Origin of the sequence: Pseudorhodoferax soli (assembly GCF_003337555.1) — a bacterium.
Classification (GTDB): Bacteria; Pseudomonadota; Gammaproteobacteria; order Burkholderiales; family Burkholderiaceae_C; genus Pseudorhodoferax; species Pseudorhodoferax soli.
On record NZ_QPJK01000001.1, the window covers coordinates 68,869 to 86,418 of the forward strand.

Sequence of the window (17,550 nt, forward strand, 5' to 3'; positions counted from 1 at the left end):
GCTGCGTGTTCGATTGCAACAGTGGCAACCTGCACCCGCAACTGGAAAATCTGCCAGTGCACCGCACGCTCACGCCGCGCCCAGCGCGGCCGGCCTGCTGTCGGGTGCCTCGGACGGCAGCTGCAATTCGAAGCAGCTGCCCTCGCCCGGGACGCTCTGCACCGTCAAGCTGCCGCCCAGCACATTGACCACCGCGTTGTAGCTGATGTGCAGGCCCAGGCCGGTGCCGCCACGGCCCATCTTGGTGGTCATGAAGGGCTCGAAGATGCGACCGATGTGTTCGGCCGCGATGCCTCTGCCGTCATCGGCCACGCGCAACACGATGCGGCCATCCTCGGCGCGCTGCGCATCGATGCGCACGGTGCCGTGCCCCCGCCCGTCGAAGCCATGCACCACGGCGTTCTGCATCAGGTTGCCGATGGCCTGACCCAGTGCGCCGGGATAGCTGTCCAGCCGCAGGCCGGTCTGCGGAACATTCACCTCGACCTGGTAGGGCGTGCGGTTGAACGTCGGCCGCAGGCTGACCACCATCTCGTGCACCACCTCGCTGAGCTCGAAACTGCGACGCTTCGAACTGGTCTGGTCCACCGCCACCTGCTTGAAGCTGCGCACCAGTTCGGCTGCGCGTTGCAGGTTGCGCCCGGCGATGTCGGTGCCCTGCTCCACGCTGGCCACGAACTGCTGCAGTTCAACCCGCCTCAAGCCGGTTTGCATGGCCGCCCTGAAGCCGTGCGTGGCATCGGCCATGGCGCTGAGCGCCATCACGCCGTTGCCGATGGGGGTGTTCAGCTCGTGCGCCACGCCAGCGACCAGGTGGCCCAGCGCCGCCATCTTCTCGGCCCGCACCAGCTCGGCGCGCGCGGCGCGCAGCTGCTCGACAGTCAGCGACAGCTCGCCATTGGCGGCCGCGAGCGCCAGGGTGCGCTGTTCCACCCGAAGCTCCAGTTCCTGGTTCAGTTCGCGCAGTTCCTGCTCGATGCGGCGCAAGGGCCCATGGTCGATCGTGGCCCAGATCATCAGCCGCTGGCGCCGCAGGACCAGCAGCCGGGCGTGCAACTGCACGAGCACCGTGGAACCATCGCTGCGCCGCAGCCAGACATCGTCGATCGACTCGCCTTTCTCTGCATGGTCGCGCAGCGCCACGCGCGCCGTCGGCTCCAGCCAGAGACCGATGTCCAGCGCGGTGCGCCCGACCACATCCTCGCGACGATGGGCGTACTCGCGGCACCAGGCCTGGTTCACGTCCAGCAGGCGGTGGTCGTCGTCCGCATCGGCCACCGCCATGGGCACGGGCGAGGCATTGAAGATTTCCTGCGACTTCTGCTCGCGCTCCTGCAGCGTGCTGGTCATGGCTTCGAGGTCCCCCGCCAGGCGGTTGAACTCGGCCACCGAACCACGCGGCCAGGCCTGGCCCGCGCCCTGGGGGCTGGTGCTGCGCCCAGCGCGCTCGATGAGCTGGCGCAGCGGGCGCGCCATGCGCGTGGCCCAGAACGGTGCGATCACCAGCCCGATCAGCAGGCCGCAAAACACTGCACCGGCGACGGCGATGACCAGGTTGCGCACCCCGGGGTTGGCCCATCCCACGGGCGTTTGCCCCACGAAGTACCAACCCAGCGCAGGCGAGTGCGACACAGCAGCCTGGAATTCGCTGCCCCGATAGTGGAAGGTTTCTACCGAATCGCGCCCCTGCAGCACGCTCTGCATCAGCGGCCAGTTGCGGATGTTGAGCTTGCCGGCCTCCTGCCCCTGCTTGGTGTCGGCGACGATTTCGCCACCGCGGTCAACCACCCAGGTCGACGTGGCGCGGCCGCCTGCGGCCACCGAGACGACAGTGAGCAGCGCGCTCAGCGGAAACTCGGCAATCAGCACATCGCCATGCACGTCGCGGGCTGCAACGCCAACGGTGGCGGTGCCGGTCACCATGGATGGGTACTTGCCGTTCCACGCCACGCCCGACCCCGAGGCGACGGTCCGGAACAGGCTGTTGGCCGAGAGGTCGCTGCCCAGCAGATCCTGCCGCTGCGCGCCAAGGGCCTCCGGAACGCCCGCGGCGACGATCTTTCCCGCGGACGACACACGGTAGACCACGCGCAACATGTCTCCGTCGCGCACGCCGCTGTCCAGCAAACGGTTGGCCTGGTCGGCCGGCGCATCGTCCAGCACGGTCTCCAGCAGTTCCAGTCGGGTTTGGCGCGCGCCCAGCAGCAGCTCGACCCGCGCCCGCATCTCCCGCACCTCGTGCTGCGCTGCAAGCCAGTTCGCATGCTCGATCTTCGGGATGCGCCACGCGAGGATCGCGCCGCCCACCAGGGCGAAGGTCAGCAGCATGGTCACCACCAGCAGCGCCGACAGATGGCTGCGCAGGCGCCAGACGCGCAATGTCTTTCTCATCGTGGCAGCCTCTCGAAGCGACCGTTGCGCACAACCGTGGGGTAGGCCGCGCGCACGGTGTCGCCAAAGCGGTCGAAGCGAATCGTTTGCTGCAGGCCTTCGTAGGGACCGTTCTGCAGCACCGCGTCCTTGGGGTCCTCGTCGGCTTTGCCGCGCACGCTGGCGCGCGCCAGCGCATCGGCCAGCACGCTGGTGGCGTCGTAGGCGGCGATCGCGCTGGCCGTGGGCGTTCTGCCGAAGCGTGCCTCGTAAGCAGAGACGAAGGCCAGGTAACGCGGCGAGTCGTCATCGCGCTGGTGCGTCTGCATGAACACCATGCCTTCCACTGCGCTGCCGCCCAGCTCGATCAAGGACGCATTGGCGGCCCAGTCCACAGCGGCCATCGGCAGCGCAGCCGCCAGCTTGGCCGCCTGCTGCGCCAGGCGCGCAACGTCTGTCGCAGGGCCGATGAACAGCAGGCCATCGGGCTGCGCGGCGAGCATCGTGCGCACTGCGTCTTCGTACGAGACAGCAGGCTCTGCGCCGAAGTCGGCCTGGGCCACCACGGCGCCGCCCAGCGCGCTGAACGCCGCATGGAAGTCTTCGCTCCAGGTGGTGGAGAACACCGCGTTGCCCATGTCCCTGGCCAGTGCGATGCGCGTGTGACCACGCTCGTGCAGCAGTTGCGCATAGCTCTGCGCCGCCTGCCGCACCGTGCGGCCGATGCGGACCATGTAGTCGTCCTGGCTGGCCAGTGCGTTGGCCGCGACGTTCGGACTGAGCATCAGCAGCCGCGCTGCATTGGCCAGGGGCATGACCTCCAAACCCACTGCGCTGGAGTAGGGGCCGATCACGGCGACCACGCGGGCTTCGCGCAAAGCCTGGAAGGCCGCGGGCACCCGGGCCAGCCCGTCGCCGTGGTCCTGCACGATCAGCTCGATCCGCCGCCCTTCGATGCCACCGGCCTGGTTGCGCTGTTCGACGCCGAGCATCACGCCGTTGCGTGCGTCCTCGCTGAAGCCCGATGCGCGCTCGGTCAGTCCCCCCAAGAAGCCGACCCGGACCGGCTCCTTGGGACTGAATGCCGCCAGCCCGAGCAGAACAGCCAGGCCGCAGGCCCACAGCCTGCCGCCTCGGTGCATGTCGCGCGCCATGTTCAGACCTCCTCGCCCGCAGGCACGTGTTCGGGCGCCTGCACCGGCAGCCGAAGTTCGAAGCAGGTGCCCTCGCCTTCGGTGCTGGTCACCGTCAAGGTCCCTCCCAGCAGGCTCGTCACCGCGTTCTGGCTGATGTGCAGGCCCAGGCCGGTGCCGCCACTTCCCATGCGGGTCGTCATGAACGGGTCGAAGATCCGGCCGATGTGCGCGGCCGCGATGCCGTGCCCGTCGTCGGCCACGCGCAGCCAGATCCGCCCGTCCTCGCCGCGCCCGGCCGTGATGCGCACCGTGCCGTGCGCGCGGCCAGCGAAGCCGTGCAGCACGGCGTTCTGGATCAGGTTGCCCAGCACCTGGCCCAGCGCGCCCGGATAGCTGTCCAGCTGCAGCCCGCTGGCCGCCACGTCGGTCTCGATCCGCCAGGGCTGGCCCGCAAAACTGGGTCTGAGCGTCACCACCATCTCGCGCACCACCTCGCCGATCTCGAAGCTGCGCCGCTGTGCGCTGGTCTGGTCGACCGCCACCTGCTTGAAGCTTTGCACGAGCTCGGAAGCGCGGCGCATGTTGCGTTCGGCCAGGTCCGTGCCCTGCGCGAGGCGGTCCACCAGCTGCTGCAGATCGCCGCGGCGCACGCCGGCTGGCATCGCGGCCTGGAAACCGCGCACGGCATCGGCCATGGCGTCGACCGCGACCATGCCGTTGCCCAACGGCGTCTTGATCTCGTGCGCGACGCCGGCCACCAGGCCGCCGAGCGCGGCCATCTTGTCGGCGCGCACGAGTTCGCCCTGGGCCACGCGCAGCTGCTGCACGGGCTGCGACAGCTCGGCGTTGGCCTGCGCGAGGTCCGCCGTGCGCCGCTGCACGCGCTCCTCCAGCTGCTGGTTGAGCTCGCGCAGCTCTTGCTCGCCGCGCCGCAGCGGCCCCACGTCCACGCAAGCCCAGATGGTGCGCAGCCCACCGGGCAGCTGTGCCCGCTTCGCGTGCAGGTGCACCTGCATGGTCGTGCCATCGCTGCGCCGCAGCCAGACTTCGCCGATGCTCTCGCCGCGCTCCGCATGGCGGCGCAGCGCGACGGGGTCGCTGGCATCGACCCACAGCCCGAGCTCCAGGCTGCTGCGCCCGAGCACGTCCTCGCGCCGGAAGCGGAATTCCTCGCACCAGGCGTGGTTGACGTCGACCAGGCGGTAGCCGTCGGCCACGTCGGCCACCGCCATCGGCACCGGCGAGGCATGGAAGATGGCCTGCGACTTGCGTTCGCGGGCATGCACGGCAGCGGTCAGCGAACCGAGCTCGTCGGCCAGGCGGTTGAACTCGGCCACGGAGCCGCGCGGCCAGGGCAGCGCTGCGTTCTCGCCGCTGGCGCTGCGGTCGGCCCGCGCGATGATGCGGCCGAGCGGCCGCGCAATGCGGCGCGCCCACAGCGGCGCGACCAACAGCGCCACGGCCAGCGCGCCGGCCGCGCCCACGACGGCAGACAGCACGGTGTCGCGCACCTCGGGGTTGGCCCAGCCCGAAGGCACGCGGCCGATGAAGAACCAGCCGAGCGCCGGCGAGTACGACACCGTGGCGTGGAACCAGCTGCCTTCCATGCGCATGCGCTCGGCCGGCACCTGCCCCTGCAACAGGGCCTGCATCAGCGGCAGGTCATGGATGTTCAGCCTGCCGATGTCTGCGCCGCCGCGGCTGTCGGCCACCAGCACGCCGGCGCGGTCCACCACCCAGATCGTGGACGAACGCGCCTCCGCCACGACGCGGATGGCATCGAGCAGCGCGGCCAGCGGCAGCTCGGCGACGAGCACGTCGCCGTGCGCATCGCGCCGGGCCACTGCCGCCGAGGGCTCGCCATTGAGCAAGGAGGGGTAGAGCACGCTCCACGCCGCGTCCACCGGTCCGTCGAAGGCGCGCAGCAGCGGGTTGCCGGACATGTCGTTGCCCAGCAGGTCCTCGCGCTGCGCCCGCAGCGGCGCCGGCAGGCCCACGGCCGTGATGCGGCCCTGGGCCGAGACGCGGTAGAGCGCACGCAGCGCGTCGCTGTCACCACCGCTGTCGCCGCCGGTGCCAACGCCGCTGTCCAGCACGGCGTTGGCATCCGCCTGCGGCGCGGCATCGATGACCTGTTCCAGCAGTGCCAGCCGGCCGCGGTGGCGTTGCAGCAGTGATTCCAGCCGCTTGCGCATCGCCTCGACCGCATGGGCCTGGACGAGACGGCTTTCGGCCTCGATGCCCGGTATGCGGTAGGCCAGCAGCGCCACCGCGACGAGCGCGAAGCTCAGCAGCGTGGCGGCCACCAGCAGCGCGGCCAGGTGGCTGCGCAGGCGCAGGACGGGGCGGCGCCATGGCCTGGACGTGCGGCTGCTCACGGTGTCGTCTCGAAGCGCCCGTTGCGCACGATGCGGTGGAAGGCCTGGCGGTTGGCATTGCCGTAGCGGTCGAAGACGATGCTCTGCTGCACGCCCTGGTAGGGGCCGCAACGCAGGATCGCATCGCGCAGCGGCTCGTCGGGCGCGGCACGCTGCAGCGCCTGCACGAGCACCGACACGGCGTCGTGCGCAGCGATGCTGCGGTAGCTCGGCAGCGTGCCGAAGCGCTTGCCATAGGCCCGGTGGAACGCGAGGTAGCGCTCCGAGGTGTCGCCCACGTCGGAGGCCGAGGCCACCAGCATGCCTTCCACCGCGCGCCCGCCGACCTCGAACAGGGCCGGGGTGTCGGCCCAGTCGGGTGCCGCCATCGGCAGGCCCGCGCCGAGCTTGAGCGCCTGCTGGGCCAGGCGCGCAGCGTCCACGCCGCTGCAGGCGAACACCAGCCCGTCGGGCCGCGCCGTGAGCAGCTGGCGCACCAGCGCGTGCACCGTCGGCTGTGCGGACGCGCCGAACTCGGCATCGGCCACCACCTTGCCGCCGAGCTGGGCGAATGCATCGCGCAGCAGCCCGCGCCAGGCGTTGCCGGCCTGGCTGCGCGTGTCGGTGGCCAGGGCCAGGCGGCGCAGGCCCCGCCCGTGCAGCCACCAGGCGTAGTCGATGGCGCTGTCCCGGGTGCTGCGGTTCAGCCGCAGCAGGTGGTCGTCGCGCCCGGTGAGCGCCATGTCGGTGGAGATCGGGCACAGCAGCACCACCCGCGCCGCATCGAAGAGCGGTGCGATGCGGCCCGCCACCATGCTGGAAAAGGGCCCGATCACCAGGTCCACGCCCTCGGCCAGCAGGGCCGCCGCGGCCGCGTCGGCCTGCCCGGCGATGCCGCGGGTGTCGCGCACCAGCATGTCCAGCCGGCGCCCCTGCACGCCACCGGCCTGGTTCGCCTGCTCGACGCCCAGCAGCACGCCGTTGGCGCCGTCCTCGTTCAGCCGGCCGAAGCGCCCGCTCAGGTCGAGCAGCACGCCGACGCGCACGGCACGCTGGCGCCCGCAGCCGGGCAGCAGCCCGGCCGAGGCAACGGCCGCCGCCAGCCAGGCACGCCGGCTCGCGCCGGTCGCGGTTCCGATGGCCATGCGGTGCCTCATGGGGCGCCCACCGCAGCAGCACCGGCCGCGCGCGGCGCCTCGGCTGGCAGGCGCATCGCGAAGCAGGCGCCCTGGCCCAGCACGCTGTCCACCGTGAGGGTGCCACCCAGCAGGTTGACGACGGCGTTGTAGCTGATGTGCAGGCCCAGGCCCGTGCCGCCGCGCCCCATCCTGGTCGTCATGAAGGGGTCGAAGATGCGGTTCAGGTGCTCGGCCGCAATGCCGCGCCCGTTGTCGACCACGTGCAGCCAGATGCGCCGGTCCGCCAGCGCGCCGGCCGTGATCCGCACCGTGCCGTGGCTGCGGCCGTCGAAACCGTGCAGCGCCGCGTTCTGGATCAGGTTGCCCAGGGCCTGGCCCAGCGCCCCCGGGTAGCTGTCCATGCGCAAGCCGGTGGCGGGCACGTCGACCTCGATGCGCCAGGGCTTGCGCGCGAAGCTGGGCTGCAGGCTCACCACCATCTCGTGCACCACCTCGGAGAGTTCGAAGCTGCGCCGCAGCGCGCCGGTCTGGTCCGCCGCGGCCTGCTGGAAGCTGTGCACGAGTTCCGCGGCCCGGCGCAGGTTGCGCCCGGCGATGTCCGTGCCCTGCGCGATGCTCTCGACCAGCTGGCGCAGGTCCTCGCGGCGCACGCCGGCCTGCATCGCGGCCTGGAAGCTCCGCGTGGCATCGCCCATGGCGCTGATGGCCATCACGCCGTTGCCCAGCGGCGTGTTGAGCTCGTGCGCCACACCCGCCACCAGGCTCCCGAGCGCGGCCATCTTCTCCGCGCGGACGAGCTCGCTGCGGGCCGAGCGCAGCTGCTCCACCGTCTGCGACAGATCGGCATTGGCCTGCGCCAATGCCGTGGTGCGGCGCTGCACGCGTTCCTCCAGCTGCTGGTTCAGCGCGCGCAACTGCAGCGCCACGCGCTGGATCGGGCCGATGTCGATCAAGGCCCAGATCAGCCAGCGCTCGCCACCCAGCTCGAAGCGCTGGCCGAAGAACTGCGTCTGCATGCGCTCGCCGCTCGCACGCCGCACCGTGCCTTTGCTCACCGTGCGGTCGCCCTGGCTCTGGCGGCCCAGCGCGTCGCGCTCCGCCGCGGTGAACAACCGCAACCCGACGCCCGAGCGGCCGATGGCGTCCTCGCGGCGGAACTGCAGGGCCTGGCACCAGGCATCGTTGACGTGCAAGAGGCGGTAGCCCTGGTCGGCATCGGTCACCGCCATCGGCACCGGCGAGGCGTTGAAGATCGCCAGGAACTCCAGCTCGCGCTCGCGCATGGCCGCCGCCATGCGGACCAGGTGGTGCGCAAGCCGGTTGATCTCCGCCACCGGCCCCGGCGGCGAGACCGCGGGCTCGGGCTCGCCGCGCAGCGTGCTGGCCGCGCGCGCGGCGATGTCCCGCAGCGGCCTGCCCAGGTAGCTGGCCCACAACGGCGTCATCAGCAGGCCGATGCCCAGGCAGGCCAGAAAGGCGGCGCCCACGGCCAGCACCAGGCCGCGGATCCGCGGGTCCGCCATCCCGGTGGGCGCATGGCCGACGAAATACCAGCCCAGCGAGGGCGAATGCGCGAACGCGACGCGCAGCTGGCCGTCCGGAAACGCAAAGCTGCGCCCATCGGCCTGGCCCTGCACCATTGCCTGCATGAGCGGGCTGTTGCGGATGTTGACCTTGCCGATGTCCCGGCCACCGTCGGTGTCGGCGATCACCTCGCCGGCCTGGTCCACGACCCAGATCGCCGACGCACCCGTGCCCGCGGCCGTCTCCACGGTGTCCAGCAGCATGGCGAAGGGCACTTCGGCCACCAGCAGCTCACCGCGGCCCGTGCGCAGCGCGAGGCCGGCGGTGAGCTGGCCGCTCAGCACGGAGAGGTAGCGCCCGCTCCAGGCCACGCCGGTGCGCCCGGCCAGCGTGCGGTACAGGCTGCTGGACGACAGATCGCTGCCCAGCAGGTCGGTGCGCCGCGGCCGCAGTGCGGGCGGCAGGCCGACCGCCACCACCCGGCCCTGCGGCGACAGCCGGTAGGCCACGCTCAGCACATCGCCCGCGCCCACGCCCTGGTCGAGCAGCGCATCCGGCGCCAGCGTGGGGCCCCCTTCCAGCAGCGCGGCCAGCAATTGCAAGCGTGCTTGCCGATTGCCCAGCAGCACCTCCATGCGCGCCGCCATCTCGCCGACCTCCTGCTGCAGCGCCTGCCGGCTGGCGCTGTCGATGCGCGGAATGCGCCAGACCAGCACCGCGCTGCCGGCCAGGAGCAGCGTCAGCAGCATGCTCAGCATCAGCAGCACCGACAGATGGCTGCGCAAGGACCACACCCCCCAGCGGCCACGCACCAGCATCATGGACACCCGCAGCGGCCGTTGCGCACGCAGTCGCCGCGCCCGCCCGTGTTCATGCGGCCCATGGCGCCTGCTCCTGTGCGCGCGGCGCCTGCGCCGGCAGGCGCAACTCGAAGCAGGCGCCCTCGCCCGGCACGCTCTGCACGGTCAGCGTGCCGCCCAGCAGCGTCGTCACGGCGTTGTGGCTGATGTGCAGGCCCAACCCGGTGCCGCCGCGGCCCATGCGGGTGGTCATGAAGGGGTCGAACACGCGCGCGATGTGCTCGGGCGCGATGCCCCTGCCGTCGTCCGCCACGCGCAGCCGGATCGACTGGTCCTCCCCACGCCAGGCCGTGATGCGCACCGTGCCGGCGTCGCGGCCTTCGAAGCCATGCACCACCGCGTTCTGGATCAGGTTGCCCAGGACCTGGCCCAGCGCGCCGGGGTAGCTGTCCAGGCGCAGTCCCTCGGCCGGCACGTCCACCTCGATGCGCCAGGGCTTGCGCGAGAAGCTGGGCTTGAGGCTCACCACCATCTCGTGCACCACTTCGCCGACCTCGAAGCTGCGCCGCTGCGCGCTGGTGCGGTCCACCGCGACCTGCTTGAAGCTGTGCACCAGGTCGGCGGCCCGGTGCAGGTTGCGCTGGGCGATGTCGGTGCCCTGCTCCACGCGGTCCAGCAGCTGCTGCAGCGCGCTGCGCCGGATGCCCGCGGCCATGTCGGCCTGGAAGCGGCGCACCGCATCGGCCATGGCGCTGACCGCCATGACGGCGTTGCCCAGGGGGGTGTTGAGCTCGTGGGCCACGCCGGCCACCAGGCCGCCCAGCGCGGCCATCTTCTCGGTGCGCACCAGCTCTTCCTGCGCCGCACGCAACTGCGCCACGGTGGCGGCCAGCTCGGTGTTGGAGGCCGCCAGCGCCTCGGTGCGCTGTGCCACCCGCGCGCCGAGTTGCTGGTTGAGTTCGCGCAGCTGCTGTTCGACCTGGCGCATCGGGCCGACGTCCACCACGGCCCACAGCATCAGGTCCTGCGTTGCCAGCACCACACGCTGCGCGAACACCTGCACCTGGATCGTGCTGCCGTCCCCGCGCTTGAGCACTGCCTCGTTCTGCAGCCGCGGCTGTTGCAGGCGCGTCTCCAGGGCCTCGCTCTGCGCCGTCGACACCATGCCGATGTCCATGCCCGTGCGGCCCAGCACCTGCTCGCGCCGCAAGCGGAACTCGCGGCACCAGGCCTCGTTGACATCGAGCAGGATGTAACCGCGGCGCGCATCGGTCACGCTCATGGGCACCGGCGCCGCGTTGAAGATCGCGAAGAACTTGTGCTCGCGCTCCATCAAGGCGTTGGCCATCACCTCCAGGTGGCCGGACAGCTGGTTGAACTCCGCCACCTGGCCACGCGGCCAGGTGGCCTCGCCGATCTCGCCGATCTCGCCGCGGGTCGCGCGCGCCGTGCGGTCGAGGATGCGCTGCAGCGGCCGCGTCAGCCGCTCGGCCCAGAACGGCGCGACCAGCAGGCCGACCAGCAGGCAGCCGGCAAAGGACAGCCCCAGGTAGGAGAGCAGGCGCTGCACACGCGGGTTGGCCCAGTCCTGCGGCGCATGGCCCACGACATACCAGTCCAGCGCGCTGGAGTGCGCGATGGCCGCGCGGTGCGTCCGGCCGCGGTGCTCGAATGCGACCGTCGCCGTGCCGCCGGTCGGCTGCGCCTGCGTGGGTGGCCAGCCGCGCATGTCCGGCCGCTCCCGATCGAGCCCATCGCCGGTGTCGGCGAGCACATCGCCGTGGCGGTCGACGATCCAGACCGAGGCGGCCGTGCGCCCGGCCGCGACCTGCACCGCGCGCACCAGCGCCTGCGGGGACACTTCGGCGATCAGCACCCGGCCCTGTTCGTCGCGCACCGCCAGCCCCACGGCGCGCAGGCCGGTCAGCACCGAGCGGTAGCGCCCGCTCCAGACCGTGCCGGAGCGTTGCGAGACCTCCTGGAACAGGCTGTTGGTCGACAGGTCACGGCCCACCAGGTCGCCCCGGCGGGACTGCCAGTCGCCCGACAGGCCGGCGGCCTGCACCACCCCGTCGGGCGAGAGCTGGTAGACGGCATCGAAGCGCAGGCCCGCGCGCAGGCCTTCGTCCAGCAGTGCATTGGCGGGGCCGGGTTCCGCGCCGTCCACCAGCGTGCCCAGCAGCTCGAGCCGGCTCTGTGCGGTGCCGAGCAGCAGCTCCAGCCGCCCGGCGAGCCGCTCCACCCCGGCCTGCAACTGGGCCTGGCTGCCCTGCTCGATCGCCGGCAGCCGCGTGAGCAGGATCGCCGTGCCCACCACGGTGACCGTCAGCAACATGGTGACGACCAGCAGCGCCGACAGGTGGGTGCGCATGCGCCAGGTGCGCGGGAGGGGCGCGGCCGCCATCACAGGACAGCCTCGGTTCCAGCCGCCGGCGCGGCGCGCGGCGCCACGGGCGCCAGCCGCATCTCGAACACGGCGCCCTGGCCCGGCGCGCTGTCCACCGTCAGCATGCCGCCCAGCAGCTGGACGACGGCGTTGTAGCTGATGTGCAGGCCGAGCCCGGTGCCACCCCGGCCCTTCTTGGTGGTCACGAAGGGATCGAAGATGCGGCCAATGAGCGCGGGCGGGATGCCGACGCCGTCGTCGGCCACGCGCAGCCGGATGGTCTGGTCCTCGCCGCGCCCGGCCGTGATGCGCACCGTGCCGTGGTCGCGGCCGTCGAAGCCGTGGTGCACGGCGTTCTGGATCAGGTTGGCGAGGGCCTGGCCCAGGGGGCCGGGGTAGCTGTCCAGCCGCAGGCCGTGCTCGGGCACGTCCACGACGATGCGGTAGGGGGTGCGCGCGAAGGTCGGCCGCAGGCTGACCACCAGTTCGTGCACCACCTCGGCGAGTTCGAAACAGCGCCGCTGCGAACTCGTCTGGTCCACCGCCACCTGCTTGAAGTTGTGCACCAGATCGGCCGCGCGGTGCAGGTTGCGCCCGGCGATGTCGCAACCCTGCTCCAGGCCGCCGATCCAGTCCTGCAGCTGGGCCCGGCGCAGGCCGGCCTGCGCCGCGGCGCGGAAGCGGCGCGTCTCGTCGGCCACCGCGCTGATGGCCATGACGCCGTTGCCCAGCGGGGTGTTCAGCTCGTGCGCCACGCCGGCCACCAGCCCCCCCAGCGCGGCCATCTTCTCGGTCTGCACCAGTTCGGTCTGGGCCGAGCGCAGTTGCGCCAGGGTGTCGGACAGTTCCTCGTTGGCCATGGCCAGCGCATCGGCACGCTGGGCCACGCGCGCCTCCAGGTCGTGGTTGAGCGTGCGCAGCTCCTGCTCGACCGCGCGCAGCGCCCCGATGTTGATGCTGCCCCACACGACCAGGTTCTGGTCCTTGAAGCGCACCACGCGGCCGAAGGACTTGTAGAGCTTGGCCTCGCCGTTCTTGCAGATCACCTCGGCCTCGCCGACGAAGCTGCCGTCGTCCAGCGTGTGCAGCAGCGCCTCGTGCCGCTGCGTCGAATCCCACATGCCCAGCTCCATCGAGTTCAGCCCGACTGCCTCGGCGCGGCTGTAGCCCATCTCCTCGCACCACACGTCGTTGACGTCCAGGAAGCTGTGGGCGTCGTCCATGTCGGTCAGCGCCATCGGCACCGGCGCCACGTTGAACAGCGCCTGCAGCTTGCGCTCGCGCTCCTGCACGGCGTGGCCCATGGCCTCCAGGTCGCTGGACAGCCGGTTGAACTCGGCCACCGGCCCGCGCGGCCAGGGGCTGCCGCCCGCGCGGCCAGCCGTGTTCAACGCGGCGCGCGTCACGATGGCCTGCAGCGGCCGCACCAGCCGGCCGGCCCAGAACGGCGCCACCAAGAGGCCGATCAGCAGGCAGCCCACGAAGCTGGCGCCGGCATACAGCGCCGTGCTGCGCACCTCCGGATGGCTCCAGCCACGCGGCATGCTGGCGATCACGTACCAGCCCAGCGTCGGCGCGGCTGCCAGCGCCGCCTGCATGGGGCGCCGCTCGAATTCGAAGTCGGCAGGCACCGGCTGGCCTCGCACCGCGGCCTGCAGCAGCGGCGAGTCGTGCAGGTTGAGCCGGCCCATCTGGCGGCCCTGGGTGTCGGCGACCACCTCGCCGCCGCCATCCACCACCCAGACCACCGCGGCGTCCTCGCCAGCGACCGAGCGCAGATCCTCCAGCAGCACCGCCGTGGGCACCTCGCCGATCAGCACGTGGCCACCCGCGTCGCGGTGCGCCACGCCGACCACCAGGGCGCCGGACTGCGTCGACAGCAGGCGGCCGCTCCAGGCCGTGGGCTGGGCGGCGCTGACGGCCTTGAACAAGGCGTTGGACGACAGGTCACTGCCCAGGAAGTCCTGCACGTGCCCGCCCGCCTGCGCTGCCAGGCCCATGGCTTCGACCCGCCCGCGCGGCGACACCCGGTAGACGGCGCCGAACAGCCGGTCGCCGTGCAGGTTGACCGCCAGCACGGTGCCCGCCTGCTCCGGCGTGCGGCCCCGCAGCCTGCTGGCCATCAGTTCGAGCCTGGCCTGGCGTTCACCCAGCAGCAGCTCCAGCCGTTCGGCCACGTCGTGCACCTCGTCGGTCAGGGCCTGCAGGCTGGCGCGCTCGATCTGCGGCACGCGCCAGACCACCAGCACGGTGCTGACCACAGCGAAGGTCAGCGCCATGGTCGTCAACAGCAGCGCAGAGAGGTGGTAGCGCAACCTCCAGACCCGCCCGGAGCGCATCACAGTGGCTCGAAGCGACCGCCGCGCACGACGACGAAGTACGGAAGGCGCACGGTGTCGCCGAAGCGGTCGAGCACGATGGGCTGCTGCAGCCCGTCGTAGGGTCCATGGCGCAGCACGGCCTGCTTGAGCGGCTCGCCCGCGTCCCGGCGCGCCAGCGCCTGCACCAGCACGGTGACGGCATCGTGCGAGAGCACGGCGTGGTAGCCCGGCAGGCGGCCGAAGCGGGCCTGGTAGGCATCGACGAAGCCGAGGTAGCGCGGCGCGCGGCTGTTGCGGTCGTGCAGCTGGCCGACCACGATGCCCTCCACCGCCGTGCCGCCCAGCGCGATGAGGGCCTCGCCTCCGGCACCTTCGGCCACAGTGACCGGCAGCGCAGCGGCCTGCTTGCGCGCCTGCAGGGCCAGGCGCACGGCGTCCACGCTGCCGCAGGCGAAGACCAGGCCGTCCGGACCGCTGGCCACCAGCGCGCGCACGACGTCGCCATAGGCGGTGGACGCGTCGGAGGCGAAGCCCTGGTGCGCCGTCAGCACGCCGCCCAGGGCCAGGAAGGCGGAGCTGAACCCGTCGCGCCAGGCCATGGCGTAGACGCCGTTGCGTGCATCCGTGGCGGTGGCGACGGCCAGCCGACGCTGGCCGCGCTGCCACAGCAGTTCGGCGTAGGCGCGCGTGAGCTCGCGCGTGGAGGGGTTGAGCATCACGAAGGCATCGTCCTGGCGCGCCAGCACCGAGGCCGTGGCGGCCGGACTGAGCATCAGCACGCCGGCCTTCTCCGCCAGCGGCAGCAGTTCCTGCACGACCTTGCTGGAGAACGGCCCGACGGTGGCCTGCACGCCCGCGGCGACCAGCGCCTGCATGGCGCGGCGGGCGGCATCGGCATCTTCGCCGTTGTCCTGCACCAGCAGTTCCAGGGGCTGGCCGCCGATGCCACCGGCCAGGTTGGCCTGTTCCACGGCCAACATGGTGCCGTTGCGCCCGTCCTCGCTGGTGACCGCCGTGCGCCCCGACAGGCCGGCCAGGAAACCGAGCTTGAACGGCACCGGGCGGCTGCAGGCGCCGAGCGTGGCCAGTGTGCCCATGCCCGCCAGCAGGGTGCGGCGTCTCACGCCCCGCCTTGGCGCTGGGCCAGCCAGGCGGTGAAGGCGTCCAGTGGCATCGGCTTGCCGTACAGGTAGCCCTGCACCTCGTCGCAGCCGAGCAGGCGCAGGGCCTGCGCTTGCGAAGCGGTTTCCACGCCTTCGGCCAGCACCTGCATGCCGAGCCGGTGGCCCAGCGGCACGATCATTTCGGCGATGCGGGCCGTGGCGTCGCCCGCGTCCAGCGCGGTGATGAAGGCGCGGTCGATCTTGAGCCGGTCGGCCGGCAGGCGGTCCAGGTAGGAGAGCGACGAGAAACCCGTGCCAAAGTCGTCGATCGCCACCGCAATGCCGCGCGCCTTGATCTGCCCCAGCAGGGCCGAGACGCGCTCGATGCCCATCACGGCGACCGATTCGGTGATCTCCAGCTCCAGGCTGTCGGCGGGCAGTGCGGCCTCGCTCAGCGCCGCCTCGACCTCGGCCAGGAATTGCGGCTGTGCGAACTGCAGCGGCGAGACATTGACCGCCATGCGCAGGTCGGGCTGGTCCTGGCGCAGGCGGACCAGCGCGCGCAGCGCCGTGCGCAGCACCCAGTGGCCGATCGGCACGATCAGGCCGGACTGCTCGGCCACCGGAATGAACTCGGCCGGCGAGATGAAGCGCCCGTCTTCGGTGCGCCAGCGCAACAGCGCCTCGGCACCGACCACGCGGCCGCTGGCCAGCGCGAGCTGAGGCTGGTAGACGACGAACAGGTTCTCGCGGTCGAAGGCCTGCTGCAGGCCGTGCAGCAGCCGCGTGCGCTCGCGCGTGGCCACGCCCACCTCGGCCGTGTAGGTCTGGATGTGGCCCTGGCCTGCGCCCTTGGACTGCTTGAGCGCAATCAGGGCGTTCTTGAACAGATCCTGGCCGCTGCCGGCGTCGGCATCGCTCGCCACGAGGCCGATGGAGAAGGACACCGGCCGCGCCACGCCCTCGACCACATACACCGGTTCGAGCAGCGCAGCCAGCCGGTCCGGCGCCAGCGCCGCGCGCGCGAACCAGATGCCGAAGGTGTCGCCGGCCACGCGCGCCAGCAGGCACTGCGGCGGCAGGCCCAGCGCGAGCCGCCGCGCGATGGCCTGCAGCAGCAGGTCGCCGTAGGCGTAGCCGAACATGTCGTTGGTTTCGGCGAAGCGGTCGATGTCCAGCAATGCCAGCATCTGGCCCGCGCCGCGGCCCGCGCCCAACTCGCGGTCGATGTGCTGCAGCAGCGCCAGCCGGTTGGGCATGTCGAGCAGCCGGTCCTTGAAGGCGTACTCGCGCAGGCGCGCCAGCAGGTCGATGTTGGAGGCCGACAGCGCGATGTTGGCGCAGAACACCTGCAGCAGCCGCGCATCCACGTCGCGCAGCGGCGCGCCGGCCCGCACGAAGGCGGCAAAGTCGTTGCCGTCGCGGCCGGCGAAGAACAGCGTCAGGTGGCCGGGCTCCAGCACGTTGCGGCGCTCGGCCAGCGCACGGGCCAGGCTGTCGGACACCAGGCTGTCGCCGATGTCGGCGATGTCCCGGTCCATCAGTCCGGCGAAGGCACCTGCGGCGGCGATCACCGTGTACTGCGTCGCCGCCTCGTCGTCGGTCGTGCGGCGCGATGCACAGACCAGACCCTCAGGCTGCACGCCGATCAGGCTGGCGATCTGCGTGATCACGCCCTCGGCGAAGGTGCGCTGGCCCTGCTCTGCCAGGAACTGGTTGCTGGCCTCGATGATCTTTTCCAGCCCGCGGCGGCTCGCGTCCAGCCGCAGCAACTGGTCATAGGAGCGGATCGCCGCCGTCAGCGCCGTGTAGAGCTTGACGCGCGTGAGCTCGCTCTTGGTCTTGTAGTCGTTGATGTCGTAGCGCCGGATGGTGTCGATCTCGGGCGCATGGCCGGGCTGGCCGGTGCGCAGCACGATGCGCACATGGGCCAGGCCCAGTTCGCCGCGGATGCGGTCCACCGTCGCCAGGCCCGCCTGCTCGCTCTCCATGACCACATCGAGCAGGATCACCGCGATGTCCTGCTCACGCGCGAGCAGTGCGACCGACTCCGCGCCGGAATAGGCATGCAGCAGCTGCAGCGGCCGGCCCTCGATCTCCATGCCACGCAGGCCGAACGCCGTGCTCTCGTGCACATCGGCATCGTCGTCGACGACGAGGATGCGCCAGGGTGTGGCGCCCTGTGGTGTCTCCAGCGCGGGTGGGGCGCCGTCCTCCACGAATTCCAGTAGTTCTTGATCGTTCATGTCAGGCCTCGTGCGGGGTACACAGGCGTACTGCTTTGCAACAAAGTGCACGATTGCATCAAGACTCTGCGCTACACGTCAGCTGCTAGTTCTGACAGTAAGGATTTGAAACGGCATACAAGCCGTTTAAGTCTGGTCTAAGACCACAGTCCCATCATTTCAGTCATC

The 17,550-nt window shown here is 71.5% G+C and carries 9 protein-coding genes; all 9 read right to left on the reverse strand.

Going from position 1 to position 17,550, the window contains the following annotated elements; all coding sequences use genetic code 11:
- Positions 1–69: 69 nt before the first annotated feature.
- Positions 70–2,391, reverse strand: a complete 2,322-nt coding sequence (locus DES41_RS00325; RefSeq protein ID WP_114464886.1) for an ATP-binding protein — start codon at positions 2,389–2,391, stop codon at positions 70–72.
- Positions 2,388–3,524 (reverse strand): ABC transporter substrate-binding protein, encoded by a 1,137-nt coding sequence (locus DES41_RS00330; protein ID WP_114464888.1) that lies wholly within the window; start codon positions 3,522–3,524, stop codon positions 2,388–2,390. Before DES41_RS00330 ends, DES41_RS00325 begins: the two co-directional genes overlap by 4 nt.
- Before the next feature lie 2 nt (positions 3,525–3,526).
- Positions 3,527–5,884, reverse strand: coding sequence for an ATP-binding protein (locus tag DES41_RS00335; protein WP_114464890.1), 2,358 nt, complete (start codon positions 5,882–5,884; stop codon positions 3,527–3,529).
- Positions 5,881–7,008: an ABC transporter substrate-binding protein gene (locus DES41_RS00340; protein WP_170168054.1), complete on the reverse strand. Its 1,128-nt coding sequence runs from the start codon at positions 7,006–7,008 to the stop codon at positions 5,881–5,883. Before DES41_RS00340 ends, DES41_RS00335 begins: the two co-directional genes overlap by 4 nt.
- Before the next feature lie 8 nt (positions 7,009–7,016).
- Positions 7,017–9,311 carry an ATP-binding protein gene (locus DES41_RS00345; protein WP_211332858.1) on the reverse strand — a complete coding sequence of 765 codons (2,295 nt, stop codon included), beginning with the start codon at positions 9,309–9,311 and terminating at the stop codon, positions 7,017–7,019.
- A gap of 85 nt (positions 9,312–9,396) precedes the next feature.
- On the reverse strand, positions 9,397–11,730 hold the full coding sequence (locus tag DES41_RS00350) for an ATP-binding protein (protein ID WP_211332859.1): 2,334 nt from the start codon (positions 11,728–11,730) through the stop codon (positions 9,397–9,399).
- The gene (locus DES41_RS00355) at positions 11,730–14,051 is read right to left on the reverse strand and encodes an ATP-binding protein (protein ID WP_114464894.1); all 2,322 of its coding nucleotides are present in this window, start codon (positions 14,049–14,051) and stop codon (positions 11,730–11,732) included. The genes DES41_RS00350 and DES41_RS00355 overlap by 1 nt, the downstream gene beginning before the upstream one ends.
- Entirely contained in the window at positions 14,051–15,157 is a 1,107-nt protein-coding gene (locus tag DES41_RS00360; protein ID WP_147282781.1) for an ABC transporter substrate-binding protein, read from the reverse strand. Before DES41_RS00360 ends, DES41_RS00355 begins: the two co-directional genes overlap by 1 nt.
- Complete coding sequence (locus DES41_RS00365; RefSeq protein ID WP_114464898.1) at positions 15,154–17,382, reverse strand: GGDEF/EAL domain-containing response regulator; 2,229 nt, start codon at positions 17,380–17,382, stop codon at positions 15,154–15,156. Before DES41_RS00365 ends, DES41_RS00360 begins: the two co-directional genes overlap by 4 nt.
- Between the last annotated feature and the right edge of the window lie 168 nt (positions 17,383–17,550).

Coding starts and splice junctions, on each gene's coding strand:
- DES41_RS00325 (WP_114464886.1), bottom strand. CDS start 2,391: ATGAGAAAGACATTGCGCGTCTGGCGCCTGCGCAGCCATCTGTCGGCG.
- DES41_RS00330 (WP_114464888.1), bottom strand. CDS start 3,524: ATGGCGCGCGACATGCACCGAGGCGGCAGGCTGTGGGCCTGCGGCCTG.
- DES41_RS00340 (WP_170168054.1), bottom strand. CDS start 7,008: ATGGCCATCGGAACCGCGACCGGCGCGAGCCGGCGTGCCTGGCTGGCG.
- DES41_RS00350 (WP_211332859.1), bottom strand. CDS start 11,730: ATGGCGGCCGCGCCCCTCCCGCGCACCTGGCGCATGCGCACCCACCTG.
- DES41_RS00355 (WP_114464894.1), bottom strand. CDS start 14,051: ATGCGCTCCGGGCGGGTCTGGAGGTTGCGCTACCACCTCTCTGCGCTG.
- DES41_RS00365 (WP_114464898.1), bottom strand. CDS start 17,382: ATGAACGATCAAGAACTACTGGAATTCGTGGAGGACGGCGCCCCACCC.